This window comes from Ruegeria atlantica (genome assembly GCF_013032455.1).
GTDB lineage: Bacteria > Pseudomonadota > Alphaproteobacteria > Rhodobacterales > Rhodobacteraceae > Ruegeria > Ruegeria atlantica_B.
In genome coordinates this window covers 153936-175063 of the sequence record NZ_WQCF01000005.1, presented here as the reverse complement: position 1 = coordinate 175063, position 21128 = coordinate 153936, and the positions used below count along the sequence as shown (strand labels likewise).

18 protein-coding genes and 1 pseudogene are annotated in these 21128 nt (G+C 55.4%); 7 read left to right on the top strand and 12 right to left on the bottom strand.

Features of this window, described 5'->3' with window-relative positions; genetic code table 11:
* Positions 1-461: 461 nt before the first annotated feature.
* The 6 genes and pseudogenes from GOW93_RS11235 to hutI form a co-directional block, all read right to left on the bottom strand.
* Positions 462-1135 (bottom strand): annotated as a pseudogene (locus tag GOW93_RS11235) (IS6 family transposase).
* Between the two features lie 81 nt (positions 1136-1216).
* Complete coding sequence (locus tag GOW93_RS11230) at positions 1217-2083, bottom strand: carbon-nitrogen hydrolase family protein (RefSeq protein ID WP_170384105.1); 867 nt, start codon at positions 2081-2083, stop codon at positions 1217-1219.
* Positions 2084-2337: 254 nt separating this feature from the next.
* The gene (hutU, locus tag GOW93_RS11225) at positions 2338-4008 is read right to left on the bottom strand and encodes a urocanate hydratase (RefSeq protein WP_170384104.1); all 1671 of its coding nucleotides are present in this window, start codon (positions 4006-4008) and stop codon (positions 2338-2340) included.
* Complete coding sequence (hutG, locus tag GOW93_RS11220; protein WP_170384102.1) at positions 4005-4820, bottom strand: N-formylglutamate deformylase; 816 nt, start codon at positions 4818-4820, stop codon at positions 4005-4007. The genes hutU and hutG overlap by 4 nt, the downstream gene beginning before the upstream one ends.
* Complete coding sequence (gene hutH / locus GOW93_RS11215; protein ID WP_170384100.1) at positions 4820-6355, bottom strand: histidine ammonia-lyase; 1536 nt, start codon at positions 6353-6355, stop codon at positions 4820-4822. Before hutH ends, hutG begins: the two co-directional genes overlap by 1 nt.
* A complete protein-coding gene (gene hutI / locus GOW93_RS11210; RefSeq protein WP_170384098.1) occupies positions 6352-7560 on the bottom strand; it encodes an imidazolonepropionase in 1209 nt (402 codons plus the stop codon). The genes hutH and hutI overlap by 4 nt, the downstream gene beginning before the upstream one ends.
* 79 nt (positions 7561-7639) lie before the next feature.
* On the opposite strand from hutI, the gene GOW93_RS11205 reads away from it, so the two are divergent.
* Positions 7640-9001 (top strand): formimidoylglutamate deiminase, encoded by a 1362-nt coding sequence (locus GOW93_RS11205; protein WP_170384097.1) that lies wholly within the window; start codon positions 7640-7642, stop codon positions 8999-9001.
* Positions 9002-9146: 145 nt separating this feature from the next.
* On the top strand, positions 9147-9851 hold the full coding sequence (locus tag GOW93_RS11200) for a GntR family transcriptional regulator (RefSeq protein ID WP_170384095.1): 705 nt from the start codon (positions 9147-9149) through the stop codon (positions 9849-9851).
* A gap of 83 nt (positions 9852-9934) precedes the next feature.
* Here the strand turns inward: GOW93_RS11200 and GOW93_RS11195 are convergent, their stop codons facing one another.
* Positions 9935-10807 carry a LysR family transcriptional regulator gene (locus GOW93_RS11195; RefSeq protein WP_170384093.1) on the bottom strand — a complete coding sequence of 291 codons (873 nt, stop codon included), beginning with the start codon at positions 10805-10807 and terminating at the stop codon, positions 9935-9937.
* A 99-nt stretch (positions 10808-10906) separates the two neighbouring features.
* On the opposite strand from GOW93_RS11195, the gene GOW93_RS11190 reads away from it, so the two are divergent.
* From GOW93_RS11190 to GOW93_RS11170, 5 genes are read left to right on the top strand one after another with little or no spacing between them, the layout of a single operon-like run.
* Positions 10907-12352: an aldehyde dehydrogenase family protein gene (locus tag GOW93_RS11190; RefSeq protein WP_170384091.1), complete on the top strand. Its 1446-nt coding sequence runs from the start codon at positions 10907-10909 to the stop codon at positions 12350-12352.
* A complete protein-coding gene (locus GOW93_RS11185) occupies positions 12352-13326 on the top strand; it encodes a membrane dipeptidase (protein ID WP_170384089.1) in 975 nt (324 codons plus the stop codon). The genes GOW93_RS11190 and GOW93_RS11185 overlap by 1 nt, the downstream gene beginning before the upstream one ends.
* Positions 13327-13330: 4 nt before the next feature.
* Positions 13331-15019, top strand: a complete 1689-nt coding sequence (locus GOW93_RS11180) for a hypothetical protein (RefSeq protein ID WP_170384087.1) — start codon at positions 13331-13333, stop codon at positions 15017-15019.
* Positions 15016-15645, top strand: a complete 630-nt coding sequence (locus GOW93_RS11175) for a DUF3726 domain-containing protein (protein ID WP_170384085.1) — start codon at positions 15016-15018, stop codon at positions 15643-15645. The genes GOW93_RS11180 and GOW93_RS11175 overlap by 4 nt, the downstream gene beginning before the upstream one ends.
* An 11-nt stretch (positions 15646-15656) precedes the next feature.
* Positions 15657-16667 (top strand): Ldh family oxidoreductase, encoded by a 1011-nt coding sequence (locus tag GOW93_RS11170; RefSeq protein ID WP_170384084.1) that lies wholly within the window; start codon positions 15657-15659, stop codon positions 16665-16667.
* Positions 16668-16853: 186 nt separating this feature from the next.
* On the opposite strand, the gene GOW93_RS11165 is transcribed toward GOW93_RS11170, so the two are convergent.
* The 5 genes from GOW93_RS11165 to GOW93_RS11145 all read right to left on the bottom strand — a co-directional run bounded on the left by GOW93_RS11165 (position 16854) and on the right by GOW93_RS11145 (position 21125).
* Positions 16854-17198 (bottom strand): RidA family protein, encoded by a 345-nt coding sequence (locus tag GOW93_RS11165; protein ID WP_170384082.1) that lies wholly within the window; start codon positions 17196-17198, stop codon positions 16854-16856.
* 48 nt (positions 17199-17246) lie between these two features.
* Positions 17247-18263, bottom strand: coding sequence for a D-cysteine desulfhydrase family protein (locus GOW93_RS11160; protein WP_170384080.1), 1017 nt, complete (start codon positions 18261-18263; stop codon positions 17247-17249).
* Positions 18264-18279: 16 nt separating this feature from the next.
* Entirely contained in the window at positions 18280-19008 is a 729-nt protein-coding gene (locus GOW93_RS11155) for a TSUP family transporter (protein WP_170384078.1), read from the bottom strand.
* 110 nt (positions 19009-19118) lie between these two features.
* Positions 19119-19859: an aspartate/glutamate racemase family protein gene (locus GOW93_RS11150; protein ID WP_170384076.1), complete on the bottom strand. Its 741-nt coding sequence runs from the start codon at positions 19857-19859 to the stop codon at positions 19119-19121.
* 27 nt (positions 19860-19886) lie between these two features.
* A complete protein-coding gene (locus GOW93_RS11145; RefSeq protein ID WP_170384074.1) occupies positions 19887-21125 on the bottom strand; it encodes an NAD(P)/FAD-dependent oxidoreductase in 1239 nt (412 codons plus the stop codon).
* Between the last annotated feature and the right edge of the window lie 3 nt (positions 21126-21128).

The following is a 21128-nucleotide window of genomic DNA, read 5'->3' as shown; positions in this document are numbered from 1 at the left end:
GCATTGGTCTGTTTCACCAGCGACGCCTCAAACGGGCTGGAGGGGTCTATTTCTGGTGGAAGGCCTGTCTAGTGGTGATTTTCCGAGTGGGGTAGGTAAGGGATGGAGGTCTGAGTTCTAGCGCTTTTCTCTGAAAACATACAAGGCGCGAGACAGGGAGTTTATCAGATGTAACGGTAGCACCCCACGGCTGGAATAGTAGTGCGCAAAAAAGGATATTATTGCGTATAAAGTGAGTAGGGGACGACTACATCAGTAAAATTAGGTTCTGTTGCAAATTTCTTCCAGGGCGGTGTAGACGGAGTAGGCAGGTGTTCTGTTGCAATCGTTTGAGATCGGTGACCTGTTTTAGCGATTGCAATGGAGCCAATCTGAAAAGTAACACTTCAGTTATTACAAAAACCATTTACGAGAGCAGTTTTGAGGTCACGCAATGAATGTGTCGCAAATTTTTGGACGAGTCAGGAAAAGCCTGTGCTTAGATACATATATCCTGCGAAGCCGGCAGAAAGTCGAAACGCCGATGTTGTTGTGCTGGCAAACTGCTCCTTATCGATCATATTGACGACCTCGATGCCGTCCAAGGTAGCTGGCGCTGACCCGAATGATTTGAAACCACACATTTGCCGGACCCGCCGTTTGATAAACCTGTGATCGTGTTCCACGATGTTACTCAACAAATTGGACCCAATTTTCTGCACTTTGGCCGGACAAGCGAACCGTTTCAAAATCTTGTTTATCCCGTGAATACCTGTCGCATTGGCCCTGCTGTTGCCGATAACGACTTTGTCTAGGATCGCATTTTAAGACAGCGCCTTGGCTAAGAATTTAGTCGCGTCTGGACCATTTCTCTGCTTGGACATTATGAATTCTAGGGTGTTCCCCGCGTTGTCGCCCTCTCGATAGTGATTTTTCCACCTCGCGCACCAGCAAATATATCTTGTTCATGCGTCAGGATTTCAGCGTTAGCTTCTTGGACTGCGCACGCGCCGCCGCCAGAGGCGAATACGTCACAACCCTCCTGTTTAGCGTGGCGTGGTTTACTCATACTCCGCGTTCAGCCATCAGCTTTTTAAGGTCACTATATGACACCGTGTACCGAAGAAAAAGTACACGGCATACAGGATGCTTCCATTGAGAAGCATGCGCCTTTCAACGAGATATTGCCTGCTCATTGTTGTTGTGCCAGCCATAAGCACTTAAACGGGAATTTTCGTCAACTTGCGCTCAGAGAGCGCGACCCTGCCAGAAATGGAAGACCATTATAGTCTTCTAGCCGATCTTTTAGGAAGGAATAGTTTGAGCGGGCTTGATTCAAGTCATCACGATCTAACGTAATGTATTTAAAAGCTTCTTCATGCTGGGGAAAGGTAACGGGACCTTTGTTTTCGTCCATCCAGGGCCAGCAGAACAGGGAATTGCCATACTGTTCCCCGGCACGGTTGAGAGATAGCAGGAATACTTGGTTCTCAAGCGCTCTTGTGGTCGCGAATGAGTGCCACGTGTGGAAGGATTCGTCTCGGTAGTAGGCGCCGCAATGAGTGATGAGATCAACACCCTTTTCAACAGCCAAAGTACGGCAAAGCTCGGGAATGCGGATATCATAGCAAATGATCGGGGCGATTTTGAACCCGCGGACTTCATATGTCAGCAGATGCGTTCCGCGTTCAAAATACTCTTTTTCCATCGAAGCGCCATATTGGGCTAGATGAAGCTTGTCGTAATGCCCGACAAGATTGCCGTCCGGTCCTACAACGGCAACAGAGATGTAGTTGCCGCCTGCTCCTCGACGCGCAAAGCTGTACGATACATAAACGCGGAATTCTTGTGCCACACTTCGCCACGCCTGGAATGACGCACCGTCCAGAGGTTCGGCAATTTCGTCCAGGCGTGAAAACGCCTCGCGGGAATAATCGATACTCGACAATTCTGGCAGCACCACAAGGTCTGCAGGCCGGGCCACAAGTTCGTCGCTTACCCATTTCGTGGACTGCGACAGATGTTCGTCCCGTTCCTGTGCCGAGTTTGTTTGCGGAATTTGAATCTGACATGCGAGAATTGTCAGTGTTTCATTATTCGACATTGCCAGATTTCCTTGTGGTTCCGGTATTCGCCCAACGATTCATCCCACACCGTCATACCGACAATTGAGCCAAAGAAAAGCAGAGCCTGCCTCCGCGCCTAAAATGTGTGGTCGGCCAAAACATCGTCAGAAGCCTGAACCACCGGGGTTTGCCCCGCGTCATTCCCGCCACAACCGAAGTTATTTAGCACAGTGTTTTAGATGCTCAATGAGGTCTCGGCCTTCAATGATGCAGTTTTGCAGATTTGGCTTGATCAGCCGAGAATGCCAGGAAGGCGTAGACCATGCTCGCGGGCGCAGTCCTTGGCGCTTTCGTAACCCGCATCGGCATGGCGCCAGACGCCCGAAGCGGGGTCGTTCCACAGAACGCGTTCCAGGCGTTTGGCCGCATCGTCAGTGCCATCTGCGCAGATCACCACGCCTGCGTGCTGTGAGAATCCCATACCGACCCCGCCGCCGTGGTGCAGCGATACCCAGGTGGCACCCGAGGCGGTGTTTACCAAGGCATTCAACAGGGGCCAGTCGGAAACGGCGTCCGAACCGTCCATCATGGCTTCGGTTTCGCGGTTGGGTGAGGCGACAGACCCTGAATCCAGATGGTCCCGCCCAATTACGACAGGCGCGTTCAACTCACCATTTTTGACCATTTCGTTGAAGGCAAGACCCAGGCGATGACGATCACCCAAACCGACCCAGCAGATACGTGCGGGCAGCCCCTGGAATTCGATACGTTCGCGCGCCATGTCCAGCCAATTGTGCAGGTGTTTGTTGTCCGGCAGCAGTTCTTTGACCTTCTGGTCTGTCTTGTAGATGTCTTCCGGATCACCTGACAGTGCTGCCCAGCGGAACGGCCCGATACCACGGCAGAACAGCGGGCGGATGTAGGCTGGAACAAATCCGGGAAAGGCAAACGCGTCTTCCAGACCTTCTTCTAGCGCCATCTGGCGAATGTTGTTGCCATAGTCGACGGTGGGCACGCCATCATTGTGGAATGCAACCATTGCTTCGACCTGTACTTTCATCGAAGCGCGCGCGGCGCGTTCCACTTCTTTCGGGGCGGTTTCAGCCTTGGAACGCCACTCGGCTACCGTCCAGCCTTGCGGCAAATATCCGTTAACAGGGTCGTGGGCCGAGGTCTGGTCGGTCACGATATCTGGCTTAATGCCGCGCTTGTATATTTCCGGGAAGATGTCGGCGGCGTTGCCGATTAGTGCCACGGACTTGGCTTCGCCCGCTTTGGTCCAGCGGTCGATCATCTCTAGCGCTTCGTCCAGGCTATGAGTTTTCTCGTCAACATAACGGGTGCGCAGGCGGAAGTCGGCGCTTTTCTCATCACACTCGACGGCCAGACAGCAAGCACCAGCCATCACGGCGGCCAGAGGCTGCGCACCGCCCATGCCACCCAGGCCGCCAGTCAGAATCCAACGCCCTTTCAGGTTACCGCCATAGTGCTGGCGACCGGCCTCCATGAAGGTTTCATACGTGCCCTGAACGATGCCCTGGCTGCCGATATAAATCCAAGACCCGGCAGTCATCTGGCCATACATGGCCAGGCCTTTCTTATCCAACTCGTTGAAATGATCCCAGTTGGCCCAGTGCGGCACCAAATTTGAGTTGGCGATCAGAACGCGAGGCGCATCCTTGTGGGTCTTAACGATGGCAACCGGCTTTCCCGATTGTACCACCAGCGTTTCGTCCTCCTCCAGCTCCTTGAGGCTGTCGACGATCAGGTCGAAGTCCTTCCAGGTCCGCGCCGCACGGCCAATACCGCCATAGACCACCAACTCGTGCGGGTTCTCGGCCACGTCCGGATGCAGGTTGTTCATCAGCATCCGCATAGGAGCTTCGGTTAACCAGCTTTTAGCATTCAGTTCCGTCCCGGTCGGCGGGTACACGTCGCGGCTATTCTTTCGAGGATCGCTCATTGTTTACTCCCTTCGGGAAAAATGACGCCCGAGAGGGCGAGGTTGTTGAGGGTCTCAAGCATCTTTTGCAGATGCGGTCGGGATACTGCGGCTCGGGCGTCATCCCACGCCCACGGAGGCGTTTCGTGCATGTAAGCCCGTTGCGAGATTTCCATCTGGATGGCGTGAATGCCGGAATCGGGTTGGCCATAGTGGCGCGTTGTCCACCCCCCCTTGAAGCGTCCGTTTAGAACAGCGCCCATGCCAGATGACTGTGCAATTGTATCCACTGCGGTCTCAATTTCGGGTGCGCAGGTGGTGCCCTGGTTTGTGCCGGTGTTGAAAATCGGCAGTTCACCTTCGAACAGGAACGGGATGTTTGACCGGATTGAGTGGCAATCAAACAGGATCGCCACCCCATGTTTGGCCCGAACCCGCTCTAGCTCGGCCTGCAGCGCATTGTGGTAGGGCGCGTGGTATGCGACGCGACGTGCCTCGATTTCGTCTACAGAAGGTTCCTGCCCCTTGGTCCAGATCGCCTGCCCATCGAAATCCGTCAGGGGAACCAGCGTCGTGGTATTCTGACCCGGGTACAACGACACACCAGCCGGATCGCGATTGGCATCAATCACATAGCGATGCACGTTGGACGCCACTACTGTGGCACCCGGTAGCAGGCCATCATAAAGCCGGGTGATATGCCAGTCCGTGTCAGCCAGACCGCCACCCGTAACATTGAACCGTGCGGCAATGGCGTCGGGTACATGGGTTCCGCCATGCGGCTGGCCCAGAACGATGGGGCTATCACCTTGTATAACGCTAAAAACTTGCATTACGCGAGTTCCGGCAGTGAGGCGCTCAACGCCTCCAGCAAAGCACCCGATGCGACCAGCTCTTTCGCGGCCTTCAGGTCAGGAGCCATATACCGGTCTTCCTGCAGGCTTGAGACATCCTCGCGAAGACGCGCAATGGCCTTTTGCAGGAGCGGACTGGTTTTCAGCGGAGCCCTGAATTCAACGCCGCGCGCCGAGCAGAGAAGTTCAACGCCAAGGATGTTATTCAGGTTCTCAACCATACGGGTCAGGCGCCGCGCGCCATGGGCCGCCATCGAAACGTGGTCTTCCTGATTGGCCGAAGTGGGTGTGCTGTCTGTTACGCAAGGGTTGGCCAGATGTTTGTTTTCACTCATCAGCGCGGCGGTTGTGACCTCGGCGATCATCAGCCCGGAGTTCAAACCCGGATTGGGCGTCAGGAACGGAGGCAGGTCGAAGCTGAGCGTTGGGTCGACCATCAGTGCGATACGCCGCTGAGAGATAGCGCCAATTTCGGACAGTGCTAAAGCAATCATATCAGCGGCAAAGCCGACTGGCTCTGCATGGAAGTTGCCACCAGAAACAATCATGCCCGTCTCGGTCAGAACCAGCGGATTGTCCGTGGCCGCGTTGGCTTCGGTCAGCAGCGTTGCGGCGGCCTGACGCAGCACATCCATCGCCGCGCCGGTCACTTGTGGTTGGCACCGGATACAATAGGGATCCTGAACGCGCGTATCCCCTTCGCGGTGACTTTCGCGGATCTCGGATTGGGCCAGGATTGCGCGCATCGCATTTGCTGCCTCAATCTGTCCGCGGTGTCCGCGCAGCGTATGGATTTCGGGCTGCAACGGAGCGGTAGATCCCATGATGGCGTCTGTCGACAATGCCGAGATCACCAGCGCGTTTTGCGCTGAACGCCATACCTCAAACAAGCCAGCAAGCGCATAGGCCGTCGAAAACTGCGTGCCGTTTATAAAGGCCAATCCTTCTTTGGGACCCAATTCGATTGGAAACAGCCCCGCCTTAGACAGCGCTTCGGACCCCGGTAAAATCTTGCCCTTGTATTCTGCCTCGCCTTCGCCGATCACGACCGCAGTCATATGTGACAACGGTGCCAGATCGCCTGACGCGCCAACCGACCCTTGGGCGGGAACAACGGGAGTGACCCCTTTTTCCAGCATGCCCTGCATTAGCTCGACAAGCTCCCAGCGTACGCCCGACGCGCCACGGCCAAAGCTCAGAAGCTTCAGGGACATCATCAATCGGACCAGCTGGCGCGGCATCGCTTCGCCGACACCACAGCAATGGCTCAGGATCAGATTCCGTTGCAGGGTGGCAGTATCTTCTGCCTCGATCTTCAGGCTGGCCAGTTTGCCGAACCCGGTATTCACACCATAAACAGGCACGTTACCGGCAGCGGCAGCCGCAATACGGTCTGCCGCCATTTCAACCGCTGGGCGGCAAGACGCATCGAGCTTTGCTGAGGCTTCATTCCAGTAGATATTTTCAAGCTGCGGCAGAGTGGTCTGCCCGGGAACCAATGTGAGAGTGGTCACGCTTGACCTCCAAAAATGCGTTTGTGAAGGGGGTTGAACCCGATCCGGTAAGAAAGCTCAGCAGGATGTTTGACATCCCAGATTGCCAAATCAGCCCGCTGACCCGCGGCGATGACACCACGGTCTTTCAGACCAAGCGCGCGGGCGGCATTGCGGGTGACACCCGCAAGCGTTTCTTCGGGGGTCATACGAAATAGGGTGCAGCCCATATTCATGGTCAAAAGAAGAGACGTCAGTGGTGACGAACCCGGATTGCAATCGGTCGCCAACGCCATCGGTACCTGATGATTGCGCAAAAGATCCACCGGCGGTTGTTGCGTTTCGCGTAATGTGTAGAAGGCGCCCGGCAGGATCACGCCTGTAGTGCCAGCCAGAGCCATCGCGACTACGCCATCTTCGTCAAGATATTCGATGTGATCCGCAGACAGTGCATCGTAGGACGCTGCCAGCTTGGCGCCACCCAGATTTGAGAGCTGCTCGGCATGTAGTTTTACCGGTAGGTTCAGCGCCTTTGCGGCGTCAAAGACCCGTGCGATCTGCTTGGATTGAAAGGCGATGCCCTCGCAAAACCCGTCGACTGCATCCACCAAGCCTTCGGAATGGGCGGCATGCAAGGTCGGAATGACCACTTCTTCAATATAGGCGTCATCGCGATCTTTGTATTCCGGCGGCGTTGCATGGGCACCAAGATAGGTGGTGAGAACTGTAATCGGCCGCTGCTTGCCGATCTCTCGTGCGGCGCGCAGCATGTTCAGCTCGGTTTCCCGCTCTAGCCCATAACCGGATTTGATTTCGATTGTCGTCAAACCCTCGGCTATTAGTGCGTCAACACGAGGCATGGCACTTTCGATCAATTGTTCCAGGCTGGCATCCCGCGTGGCCCGGACTGTTGAATTGATGCCTCCTCCGGCGCGGGCAATTTCCTCATATCCTGCCCCATTCAGGCGCATTTCGAATTCCTGGGCCCGATCCCCGCCAAAAATGACATGCGTATGGCAGTCGATCAAACCCGGTGTCACAAGGCGGCCGTCCAGATCTTCTGCGTCGATTGCCGAATACTCGTCGGGAAGGTCGTTCTTTGACCCGACCCATTCAATCCGCTCGCCTGACATCACAAGGGTGCCATCATCAATCAACCCATAAGGTGTTTGTTCGTCCGCCTGGGTCGCAATCCTCGCGCCGCAAAGAATCGTTTTCCCTGTCATGAGGTCCTTTTCCGAAGTTGCATTTTTTGAAATCTAGTATACCCTTTAAGATGAAAAGTCTACACATAAAGAGATGGAAATGAAAATTCACGCTAAACACGCGTTCTCGGGGCAAACCTGGCTGAAAAATTGCCGTGTTACGTCTGTCGATGGCAAGATTGTCAAAATCGAAGAGGGTGTTACCCAAGATTCGGCTGACTATTCCGTTGATGTTCTGCTGCCGTCCCTTGCAAACCTGCACAGCCATAGTTTTCAGCGGGCCATGGCTGGAATGACTGAATTTCGGAAGGCAGGAAAAGAAAGCTTCTGGACCTGGCGCGAACTGATGTATCGGTTTCTGGATCACCTGACGCCGGAGCATTTTGAAGCCATCGCCGCAATGGTTTTCATGGAAATGCAGGAAGCCGGATACGCCTCGGTAGGCGAGTTTCACTATGTCCACCATCAACCGGGCGGCAGCCCCTATGCCAAACTGTCCGAGTTAAGCGATCGTGTTTTCGCAGCCGCGCGCCAAACTGGCATCGGCCTGACCCATCTGCCTGTTCTTTACACCTATGGAGGCGTGAATCAGGAGCCGTTGATGGGTGGCCAACTTCGGTTTTCCAATGACGTGGATCGTTTCCTGTCATTGATGGAGGCGTGTAAAACCAATCTGCCTTACCTGCCTGACGATGCGCAGGTCGGTATAGCCCCGCATTCACTGCGTGGCACCTCTCCGGATGACTTGGCACAGGTGTTGCAGGCAGCACCACAAGGGCCGGTTCATATCCACATCTCAGAGCAGCTCAAGGAAGTGGCCGATGTCGAAGCCAAGCTTGGTCAGCGCCCAGTGGCTTGGTTGTTGGACAATGTGGACGTAGACTCGCGCTGGTGTCTGATCCACGCGACACACATGACCGAGGCTGAAACTATTGCCATGGCTAAAAGCGGTGCAATCGCAGGGCTATGCCCGATCACCGAAGCCAATCTGGGCGATGGTCCATTCAACGGGCCGACCTATCTGAAACATAACGGAGCCTTTGGATTGGGATCGGACTCGAATGTCCGTATCTCTCTGACCGAAGAATTGCGCACCTTGGAGTATTCCCAGCGTCTACGTGACATGGGGCGCAATGTTCTGGTGGCGGGAGAGGGCTCTACCGGGCAAACGCTCTATGCTGGTGCGGCCTTGGGTGGGGCGCAGGCGCTTGGTCGCGATGCGGGCACAATTGAAGTTGGCAAATTCGCCGATCTCGTCGCCATTGATCGCAACCACCCCGCCCTTTGCGCTTTAAAGGATGCCCAACTACTTGATGGGCTGTGTTTTGTCGCTCCGGACGATGTTGTAACTGACACGTGGTCGGCGGGTCGCCATGTAGTGCAGGGCGGGCGCCATAAGGACCACGATGCAATTGTGACGCGCTACAAATCAGCGATTTCAGAGCTGCTTGAGGCTGCGTGACGCTTTGCGGTACGCCGATGAAACAGTTGCGCACCGCGTATTTTTTTCGGTGCGCAGGCCAGGGATGATGTAGTTGGTTTCGCCGATGCAAGTTTATGTGTATATTTAAGCTTGTTAATTCCAATTTAATACATCGGGACACGCCATGGGAAGAACTCATGAAAACATGAGCTACCGGGACATCAAGCAGGTGGTTCTGGACAGAATTCAAACCGGCGTATGGTCCCCGGACTCGATTTTGCCAAGTGAGACAGATCTGGCGACTGAGTTCTCGAGCACGCGCACAACCGTCAACAGAGCATTGAGGGAGCTTGCCGAGGAAGGTTACCTTGAAAGAAAGCGCAAGGCGGGAACAAGAGTACTGAAATCGCCGATCAGAAAGGCTCAGTTTTCAATCCCCTTGGTCAGGGATGAGATTGCGGCGACCGGTGCAGCCTATCGATATTCCCTGGTGGATAAACAAGTGCACGCGGCGCCTTCCTGGCTTGCCGCCCGTCTGGATTTGAAACGAGGTCAAGACGTTCTGCACCTGCGCTGTATGCATTACGCAGACAACGCTCCTTTTCAGTTCGAAGTTAGATGGATCGTCACAGATGTGGTGCCAGAAGTTTTGGATGAGTCCTTCGAGCAATCGGGACCCAATGACTGGTTGGTCAAGAAAGTGCCTTTTACCAATCTGGAGCTGAGTTTTTTGGCGACCAAAGCGAACGGTGAAATTGCCGAGTTTTTGGATGCTCCATTAGGGGACCCGATTTTTACCGCTGAACGCATAACATGGCTGCGCGGCGCGCCGGTTACATATGCCAAGCTTTTTTTTGCCCCGGGATATCGCATGACGACGCATCTCTGATCGGATTTACCATCAGAGTTGTTGGATCTTGGCGCGCTGAGATGGTCAATAAAGCGGAAGCCCGTAACTGTATGCCCGGATATTCAGACCAACTTGCTATTCAAGATAAAGTTGCTGCACGCATCTGTCAGGTCTTTGAATCGTGATCTGTCTTTGACGTACAAAAAAACCTGGCGTTTGTCGGGCAGATCCGCCAGCTCTCGAAACGCAGTGCTTTCGGGGATGAAGCGTGCGACCGTTTGGGGAAGGATTGTAACCCACTTTCCGGTTCTGACCATGGTCACGAGAGAATGCGTGTTGTGAATAGTGACATCGGCATCTTCAACGGCTTGCACGAAATTGGGTGTCTGGATTAGATCACAAAGTGCATTTCGGACAAATGAGGACGCGATCACATCCTTTACGGTCGGTGGCTCGGCACTTGTTATGAGCGGATGATCGGATGCGCATACGAGTCCGAACCGATCTTCGAACAATGGGATTGCATTGATGCCTTTCATCGGGTGAAGCCCTGAGGCGATTCCAATGTCGGCCTTTCCCTCGGCAAGGGCATCCAGCACCTGTTGGGAATCCGTGTCCCGTAGCTCGACCTTGAGCCCGGGAAATCGCTGGGTCATGTGCTCGAGAACCGAAGGAAAAATCAACGCAGCTACTGAAGGAACTGATGCAATTCGGATTTGGCCATTGGAAGCATCGGCAGCCGTTTCGATGGATTGCACAGTCTGATCAAACTGACGCACCTGTTTCAAGGCCATTTCAAATACTTGCTCTCCCAAGGCGGACAGATGGTTCTTGCGTTCTCCTACAAACAGCTTTTTCCCCAATTGGCTCTCGAACTGTTTTAGGGTCATTGACACCGCTGATTGAGTGCGTCCCAAACGGTCAGCCGCCTCAGACAGATTTCCCGTTTGTGCAACAGCGCAAAAGCAGCGCAGCATTTCGATCTTGATAGCCATATTTCAATTTTTCTGAAGTAAAGTTAAGTTGTTTGAGTTTGACTGATATTGGTTGCAAAGTCCATTCTGCCCCCAACTTTCTTTGAACTGGGGCTTATCGTGACCAACCTGAACCTGATCGCCGGCGAATGGCTGGCTGGCGAAAGCGAAATTGAAAACCGCAATCCTTCAGATCTGAGCGACCTGATCGGCAACTTTGCGCAGGCCAGTGCGGACCAGCTTGAGGCGACGCTGGATCAGGCACGTGTGGCGCAGGCCGAATGGGCAGCGTATGGGCTAGAGCGCAAGCAGGCGGTGCTGATGAATATCGGCAATGAACTGATGGCCCGCGCCGAGGAACTGGGTACCTTGCTCAGCCGCGAAGAGGGCAAGCCGCTGGCGGAAGGTAAAGGCGAGGTCTTCCGCGCCGGACAGTTCTTCACATATTACGCCGCCGAGTGTCTCCGCCAGATCGGTGAGAACGCCGATTCGGTACGCCCAGATATTGAAATTGATGTACGGCGTGAGGCTGTTGGCGTTGTCGCCGTGATCAGCCCGTGGAATTTTCCGACCGCCACCGCCTCTTGGAAGATTGCCCCAGCGCTATGCTATGGCAACGCGGTGGTTTGGAAGCCTGCCAATATCACTCCGGCTTCGGCCGTGGCCCTGACAGAAATTATCAACCGTCAAGACATTCCCAAGGGCTTATTCAGCCTTGTCATGGGGTCAGGCCGTTCCATCGGACAGCGATTGGTGGAAAGCCCCAAGGTCAACGCCATCTCATTTACTGGGTCGGTTCCGGTTGGCAAGGGTATCGCCGCTGCTGCTATTCAGAACCTGACAAAAGTGCAGATGGAGATGGGATCGAAAAATGCTCTGGCTGTTATGGACGATGCCGATCTCGATCTTGCGGTCTCACTTGCACTTGGTGGTGCCTTCGGAGGTACCGGTCAGAAATGCACCGCATCTTCCCGGCTCGTGGTTCATGAAGCTGTTCATGATGCATTCGTGGAAAAACTGGTGGCCGGTGCGCAGGCGATGAAAGTGGGCCATGCGCTGGGGGAGGGGACTCAGATGGGCCCCGTTGTCAGCGCTCAGCAACTGGCCGAGAACCTTGCATATGTGGATCTGGGCAAGTCCGAGGGCGCAGAGCTGGCTTGCGGCGGACAGCGTTTGGATATGCCCCAAGACGGCTATTACATGAGCCCCGGCGTGTTCCTGAACACCACCAACGACATGCGCATCAACCGCGAAGAGATGTTTGCGCCTCTGACTTCGGTCATCAAAGTGGGCAGCTATGATGAGGCTTTGGCCGTCGTCAACGACACCAATTTCGGCCTGACTTCGGGTATCGCCACGCAATGCCTGGCCCGCGCCACGCATTTCCGCCGTAACGCGCGCACCGGGGTTGTGACCGTGAACCTGCCCACCGCTGGCACAGATTATCATGTCCCGTTTGGAGGTCGTGGTGACAGCTCTTACGGTCCACGTGAACAGGGCAAAGCTGCAGCCGAGTTCTACACGACAGTGAAAACCGCTTATATTAGTGCAGGAAAGCCGATCTGATGCGGATCGACGGGCTGCAATACGCCAATTGGTCCGAGAAGATCTTTCGGCAGTTGCGGGAAGGTGGCGTGGACGCAATCCATGTCACCATTTCCTATCATGAGAATTTCCGCGAAACCGTCCTGAACTTTGAAAAGTGGAACAGGTGGTTCGAGCAATACCCGGATCTGATCATGAAGGGCCAATGGGCCAGCGACATCGACAAGGCGCGGGAAACCGGACGCACGGCGGTGTTCTTTGGTTTTCAGAACCCGTCGCCTATCGAGGACGACATCGGGTTGGTCGAAATCGTGCACTCGCTGGGTGCGCGGTTCATGCAGCTGACCTACAACAATCAGTCCCTGCTGGCCACGGGCTGCTATGAATCCGAAGACACCGGCATTACTCGTATGGGTCGGCAAGTGATCAAAGAGATGAACCGTGTTGGGCTTGTTGTTGATATGAGCCACTCGGCAGACCGATCCACCATCGAAGCGGCTGAATTGTCCGAACGCCCGATCGCAATCACGCACGCAAACCCGCACGAGTGGTCCCCTGCCTTGCGTAACAAGCGCGAAGCGGTGATTCAGGCAGTGACTGAAAACGGTGGGATGCTGGGATTTTCGGTCTATCCTCATCACTTAAAGGACAAGTCGGACTGCACGCTGGCCAGCTTTTGCGAGATGATCGCCCGAGCGGCCGAGAAATACGGCGTGGAACATCTCGGGATCGGCACCGATTTGTGCCAGGATCAGCCTGACAGCGTTGTCGAATGGATGCGGGTCGGACGCTGGACCAAGGAAATTGACTATGGCGAGGGTTCGGCCAGCAACCCAGGCTTCCCCCCGATGCCAGCCTGGTTTCGGGACAACCGGGACTTTGGAAATATCGAAACGGGATTACGTGCAACCGGCCTCAGCGATGACGAAGTTGCCGGCATCATGGGTGGAAACTGGTACAGGTTCTTTGACGAAAACTTCGTTGCTCAAGGGTAGCCAAATGGACTTAAAGGCGCAGACACAGATCGAAAGGCGAGACCCAGCCACTGTAATGCGGCTTTCTCGGTTGGGGTCATTGCACCAGTGTCGGCTTAGTTTCATGCGACAGTTGACGCGTCGGATGGCCCATGAAAACTGGGCGTTCTCACGTCCCAAGTTTGACATCGATGCCAAGGGAGTCGGTTGCGCGGTCTACACAGCCCATGGGCCGGAACGGGCCTATTCGCTTGTGGCTTTTGCGCATGATTTGCCACCGGAGAAGCGTTCGGATCGGGTGATCGCAGATGCATGGGACGCCACCTTCGCCTTGTTCGATGGCATCCCGTCTGAGGCCGATATCGAGCGTCTTTCGAAAAATGTGCCGCTGCAGGAGGCGGGGCGCGTCAGCGAAAGCGAGCTGTCTTTGTCGCGCGCAAATCGCTCTGTGCGGCTTTGGTCTCATGTCGTGGATGCACTGGCAGCGGGGCAGCAGCCGGATTTGGAGCAGATTTATCAAGTCGGCTACCTGATGCGCACAACGGCAGTCTATGGCTCGGGCAAGTTCGGCGCGGCAGATCGCGAGAAAGTCGCGGACCGTCCGGAGGTGTATGCACCTTTTCAGGTTGAAATGCTGTCGGTCTTTCTGACCCGAACCTTTGTGCGAGATTTGGTTCAGCATATGGCCGACGCCAAAGGCGGGAGCAGGGCCGTGAAACTGGACCCTGATATTGCCCGCTGGCTTGGGATCGGCAATTCCACAGGTCTTGGTATGGCGCCATTCATCGTCAACCACCCCATTCTGTTCAACAACTGGATTATGGCGCGGGAAAAAGCGATAGCGCGTGTCAGGTCATTGGAATCCGCCAGCGAATCCGAGGTTGACCAGTTCCGAGAGCTATTCCAACGCAGCCAATTGTCGATTTCATGGTGGCGATCTCAACATCCCATACAGGTCGAAAAACTGGCGGCGCTGACGGCTGACTTGGACACGCTTTCAGACTACCTGGACACACATGCCCTGACTGATGCCTTTCCGTGGAACCGGTTGATGACCTGGTCGGAAACCGCACTCAGCACGGAGGGGCAGGAATTTCTGGCCTCACTGATACTGGAACCCTACGGAGAGCTCGTCGACGGGTTGGCGACATGTATGGCGGACAGCCAAGCGCAGGCATTTGTGATCGACGGGACGATGTCGATCGGACAAGCGCGTGAACTGATCCGGGATACACATGGTTGGGCACTGGACTTGGACTGGGAGGCCCGTGAAAACTGCGCCCGGGCCTGGTATGTATCCGAGGAAAAGCTTGAACCCCGAATGGGTGAGCGGTTCGAAGAACCCATTGCTGAATATGAACAGCCTTTGGCCCCCGCACGGGATGCAATCGCAGCCTATACCCTGATGGGTGAGTGGGACGAGTCCCAGACCGTGGCCGAATTCCTGTTACTTTGTCCTGAACATCGCCACACCCTCCGCCGCGTGCAAATGAGCCGCAATGCGCCTTATGGTGAAATCCGTGACAACACGATTGGGTCTGCGGTGTTGCCGATCGACATGTTACGGGCAAAGCTGTCCTTCTTTGGCGCGACCCATTTCGATCCGCGTTCGGATCGCTGGGTGCGGATCTGCATGTATTCCGGTGCGCCCTATCCCGAAGAACTGACCTCTGAAAATGCTGATTTCTGGGTCTATCCGCAGGTTCCGGTATGAGTTTTTCACTGAATGAAATGGAAGCAACCGCCAAGCGGGCCACCCGCGGCGCGGGCTATTCCTGGGGGCAGGCCGAAGAGGCGTCAAAAGCGACGCGCTGGCTGTGTATGCAAGGCTTGGATGGTGCCGGGACTCTGGCTCGCTTATTAGAGCGTGGTTTGACGTTGAACCTAGCCGCTCATCGTCCCTCGCAAATCGAATGTCCGTGGAATGCCGAGGATGATTTGTGCCCCTTGTCCGCAGGATCGTTGTTGTCCGACAGCGTTCACTTACTGAAGACAAATCCGATCGAGATGCAGAACGTCACAATGCCCGCGCTATTGTTGCCGTTTGTGTCCAATGCGGCGCGCTTATTGCAAGAGGCACTGACGGTTGAAATCGACGGCGTACAGGTAGTGACGGATGGCGATCGCCTGATGGCCCCCGACACTTTGCCAGATACAGCCCAAAGGGTCGTCGTATCACGAAGCGCCTCGCCGGAAGGGTCGCGCATGCGGCACACGCGCGCGTATCCCGCGCCTGAAGATTGGGATGTGCTGAACCATTTCGCCCACCGCACCTATGCCCCCGCAACCGAGGAATCCCGCCTGCTGGGTGCAGGGGCAGGGCTTTCCGACAATGACTGAGAGACATTCAAGTGACTGACACACGAAACCTGACCCTCGCTGAAATCGAAGATCTGTCCTTCCGCGCGCTGGTGGCGGCTGGCACATCCGAAGCCAACGCGCGTCCGCTGGCTCAGGCTACGGCGGCAACCGAGGCAGACGGTGTTGCCAGCCACGGGCTCGCCTATATTCCGATCTATTGTGAACACGTGCAGTGCGGCAAGGTTGATGGTCTGGCAGAGCCCATTCTGTTACGTCCAAAACCAGGCGTTGTTGCTGTGGATGCGGCAACCGGATTTGCGCATTCTGCCATTGATAAAGGTTTCGACGCCTTGATCCCCGCAGCCCGCGAACAGGGTGTGGCGGTTCTGGCGATCCGGAACAGCTATAATTGCGGCGTTCTGGGTTATCATACTTACCGGCTGGCTCAGGCCGGATTGGTTGGTCTGGGATTTACCAATGCGCCCGCCTCGATCGCGCCGTCCGGGGGGTCAAAACCTGTCGTTGGCACCAACCCGTTTTCGATCGCCGCTCCGGGCGTTGATGGTGAACCTGCTCTGCTGATCGACCAGAGTGCCAGCACCATCGCCAAAAGCGAAGTTATGAAGCATGCGCGCGAAGGCAAACCGATCCCTGTTGGCTGGGCACTGGATGCCGACGGCAATCCAACCACTGATCCAGAGGTTGGCCTTAAGGGCTCAATGGCGCCATCTGGCGGATACAAGGGTGTCGGCGTCGCGGTGTTGGTCGAGCTTCTGGCCGCGGCCCTGACCGGTGCCACGTTGGGTATCAATGCCTCGCCATTTTCCGGAACTGCAGGGGGGCCGCCGAAAACCGGCCAGTTTTTTATCGCGATTGATCCCGGTGCAACCGCGCCCAATGCGTTTGAGGCAGGGGTCTCTGGTCTGGTAGATGCGATCCGAGCGCAGGAAGGCGCTCATTTGCCTGGTGACGGGCGTCGCGCCAAGCGAGTGAGAGCCCGTACAGAAGGTGTCGCTGTGAGTACGGCTACTCTCACCAGAATCGAGGCAATGGTTTCGTAGCGCCAGGGACTAGCACAATGTCGTTCACAGGTAGCCACTTCCAAAAGGAGGTGATCATTTGCCTGTGCTGACCACTTGTCGTGCAGAGGTTATGAGAAGAATTTAACGTACTTGCCCCTCGGAAATCACTATAAACAGTAGAGAATGCGAAGGCCGAGGGGCTGCGCCAATTGTGGTCAGAGTTGGTTAGTCGTAGGCGGCCGTCACGATCATTTCGACCTTCAAAACGTCACGGGCGAGCTTGGATTCTCCGCAGGCGCGGGCAGGTGCGTGGCCTTCGGGCACCCAGGCGTCCCAAACGGCGTTCATCTCGGCAAAGTCTGCCATATCGGCCAGCCAGATTTCACATTTCAAAATACGTGTCTTGTCGCTTCCTGCTTTGGTCAGCAGATCTTCTACCTTGGCAAGGATATCGCTTGTTTGTTCTGCTACTGTAGGTGCATCCGATGTCTGACCGCAGAGGTAGGCAACGCCGTTGTGCTTGACGATCCGGCTCATGCGTTGGCCAGTTTCGATACGGGTGATAGTCATGTTTCGAGTCTTTTCTGTTAGTAGATATTACGGTGGTTTTGGGTGGTTTTATGGTAGGTCGCTTGCCAATTCGTTTTGGTACCCGAAAAGTGCAGGCAACCCACCTGTATGCAGCATTACAACTTTTTGCCCAGGTTGGATTTCTCCTGTGTTTACCAGATGCAACAACCCCGCGAACGTTTTTGCGGAATAGACGGGATCAAGGAATATTCCTTCGGTGCGGGCCATCTTTTCCAAAGCAGCGCGGGTCATTTCACTGAGTTTGCCATATCCGGGGGGCAGTGCCTTGTCCAAAACGTTGATCCTGTTCAGCAAGGGTTCAGCGTCGATGCCCAGTAAATCCGCCAGTTTCTGCAGAACGGTGGTCATGCGGGCCGTTTGCTGTTCACGATCGCGGCGCACACAGACTCCAAAAACAGACGAGTCACTTTCTTCCAGTGCTACCCCGGTCAATAACCCTCCATGTGTGGCGCCACTACCCGAAGGGACGATGACCGCATCGAAATCCGACATTTGATGGCACAGTTCTTGTCCGGCGACGACATAGCCCAAGGCACCCAATGGGGGGTGGTCTAATCCCAGGTGAATGACGTAGGGCGTACGTCCTTGAGATTTCAGTTCCTCGGCGCGCGCGTGCAACGCGGCATCTGCGCCGGTTTCGTCCTCGCCCTCGGGATAGCTCATGTGCTCGGCGCCAAGGATTTTTGCCAACAATACGTTGCCGGAACTGTAATACGCCTCGCCCATATCCGGCACGCGCTCTTCCAGTTGCAACACGGATTGCATTCCCAGTTTGGCCGCAGCGGCAGCGGCAGAACGAACAAAATTGGACTGGACTGCGCCAGTGATCAGTATGGTGTCTGCACCCTGCTGAAGCGCGTCCCCGAGGTAGAACTCAAGCTGCCGTGTTTTGTTCCCACCAAACCCAAGCCCGGTGAGATCGTCGCGTTTCAGCCAGAGATCTATACCCAACTCTGCAGACAGCCTGTCCAGTCTCTCCAATGGAGTTGGGCCCGACATGAGTTGGGCACGTGGAAATCTGTCCAAATTGTCTTTTCGTGCCATCTTGTGACCTTCGAGGTTATGCCATCGTAAATGCGCGGTGAAAGAGAACGAAGCAGGCGATCAAAGACACCACGCGGATGGCTGTTTTGACGAGTGACTGAGGCAGGTAGGGGCCTATGGCGCGGCCGAAGAAGCTGCCAATCAGTGTGAGCGCGGCGAAGACCCATAGTTGCGGACCATATGAGAAAGCCTGCGCCTCTGACAGGCTGTGCAACAAAAATGCGATACCGTAGGCCACCAGGGCAATGGGTTGAACCAGTTTTGCCACGTCCTTGACCGAGCGGCCCTTCGCAATCAGCCCAAATACCATCAGGGGGCCGGGTGTCGCCGCCCAAACGGTTGCCAGTCCGGACAATCCCGAAACAGTTGAAAACCCCACCGTTCCAATTGAGCGGTGCAAAGGCAGTAAGGTCGTAATCACACCGATCATCAGCAGGCTAGCCGTCAGCATAAGGACAAACGCCTCGCTCAACAAAGGATAGACGGCGAGGCCCGCAATCACGCCGACAAGGCATCCAATGATCGCGGTGCGTATTGTCTGACTGTCTGTTTTCAATACCTGCCGGTCGGTCGCGACTGCTGAAACAAGGGTGTTCAACAAAAGCAACACGGGAACTGCGGTCGAGGTGCCAAGCAGGATCATCATCGGTGGCCCGGCGATAATACTGAACCCTATGCCAACGCCGACTTGCAGCGTTGCGCCGAGGCCGATGGCAACCATCAGGATGGAAAGGTCAACGGACACTTCTATCCCCCATGGCCGCAGTTCCCTATTGCAAGGTTATCAGTATTTCGAGTTTCAGGTTGGCGTCCATGCAAATTCGACACTGAATAACTTGTCCCGCTCTGTCCTTTTTAGGCCCAGGGCATAATTCCGTCATAAGCCTTACGCGTTGCAACGGAATGCGCCATCTGCGCCAGCGTCGTCAGGTCAAAGATTGGGAGTTGCAATTCTTCCTGAAGTCGCCCGGCATATGGTGGCAAATCGGTGCATTCCAGCACCAGAGAGCGAATGTCCGGTGCCTTGTGTTTTAGTTGGCGCGCGGCCTCCAGAACTTCGGCTTCGATCAAATCGGTGTCCATGCGGGTCCGAGTGTTTCGCAAGATTACCTCAGCGAACTCACTGGTGTCCTCCAATCCTTGCACCGCGACGGGTATACCGGCCGCTCCGACACCTTCGAAATGTTTTGGCGTTAGTGCCGAAGCATTAGCGGTCAGGATACCCACCGGAGCATTGGCGCCAGTCATATGGAAGGCGAGGGGAACCTGGATCAGGCTGGATGCGAAGACCGGGACAGAAACCGCCGCCGACAATTCCTTTTGAAACAGGGCTAGAAAACCGCAGCTTCCGGTAATGGCGCGCACACCCTCAGCCTCAAGCCGCTGCGCGCCTTTGATAAATGGGGCCAGCAATTCAGGCGTGGGATTGTTCAAAAGCTTAGGGATGGTGACGCCGTCGATCATCTCGTAAAGCACCGGAAACGGCAGGCTGGACGGGTTCTTGATGTGCCCCGGAGGTTTCGGGAAATAACTTTCAAGGCACAATACCCCGATCGAAGCTCCGCAGATATTTTGGCCGCCATTGTAAACCGGCATTGTGTCAGGTCCTTTCGGGTTGGAGGTTCAAAACCGAGCCAGTGAAAACGGGGCCAGATCGATGTTTGGTCTGCGATCGGACACAATATCAGCGACAAGCTCGCCAGTTTTCGGAGCCATCATCAACCCGTAATGAGAATGCCCGAAAGCCGTGAAAAGCCCGTCTTGGCCACTAACTGGTCCGATTGCGGGCAAACTGTCGGGAAATGAAGGGCGCCTTCCCATCCAGAACTGAACTCCGTCTGTATCAAGGTCGGGCACCAGCGATTTGGCTTGATCCGTCAGCATCCTTTCCTTGCGCGGATCAGGTGGCGCGTCGATGCCACCAAATTCTGCCGTGCCAGCCACCCTCAAGCCACCCTGCATCGAACTTGCAACAACCTTAGCGTCCACATCCATGATTGAGTTGTTCAGCACGGCCGAGGGGGTCGGGAATTCAACATGATAACCACGCTCGGCCACAAGCGGCACGGGCAGTCCAAGCGGTTTAAGCAAGTCAGCGGACCACACCCCGGCGGCAAGCACGACATGGTGCGCATGCAGCGTCTCTTGCGACGTTCCAATCTGCCATCCACCATCTTCAGCGCGGGTCAGCTTGGTGACTTCAGTCCGAACGACTTCGGCCCCTTGCACGCGTACTTTTTCGGCCAGAACGGCACCCAATCGCCCCGGTGAGGTAGCCCTTGCCTGACCTTTGATCACAATCGCGGCCTTAAAGTCTTTCGACAGTGCCGGCTCAAGACGCCGTAACTCAGCGCTGTCAATACGCTCCAGCTCGCCGCCCTTTTCCCGACGAATCAGATAACCAAGCTCGTCTAGATCGGCATGTTCCGGATTGCGGAACGCGTGGATATAGTAGCTGTCAGTTATCAGGTTTTCGTGTTCAGTACCTTGCAGATGCCGACGGTACAGGTCGATGGATGGGCGACACAAAAGTTCCATCGCATCTGAAACTTCGCGAACAGTCTTTTCGCCGGACTTGCCCAAAAATCGCAGCCCCCAAGGGATCATTTTGGGCCAGAATGACGCCCGGACAGAAAGCGCGCTTTTGGGGTCCAATAACATTTGTGGAAGTTTCTTCCAAATGCCTGGAACCGCCTGCGGAATGATTGACCAGGGTGACACCACCCCTGCATTCCCGAACGATGTTTCCTGCCCTGGCTCACCCCGGTCCACTAGTCGGACCGGGATGCCTCGCTCTTGCAGGGACAGCGCGCAACAGATGCCGACGATCCCTGCGCCGATGATGGTAACTTGCTCGGTCATCCT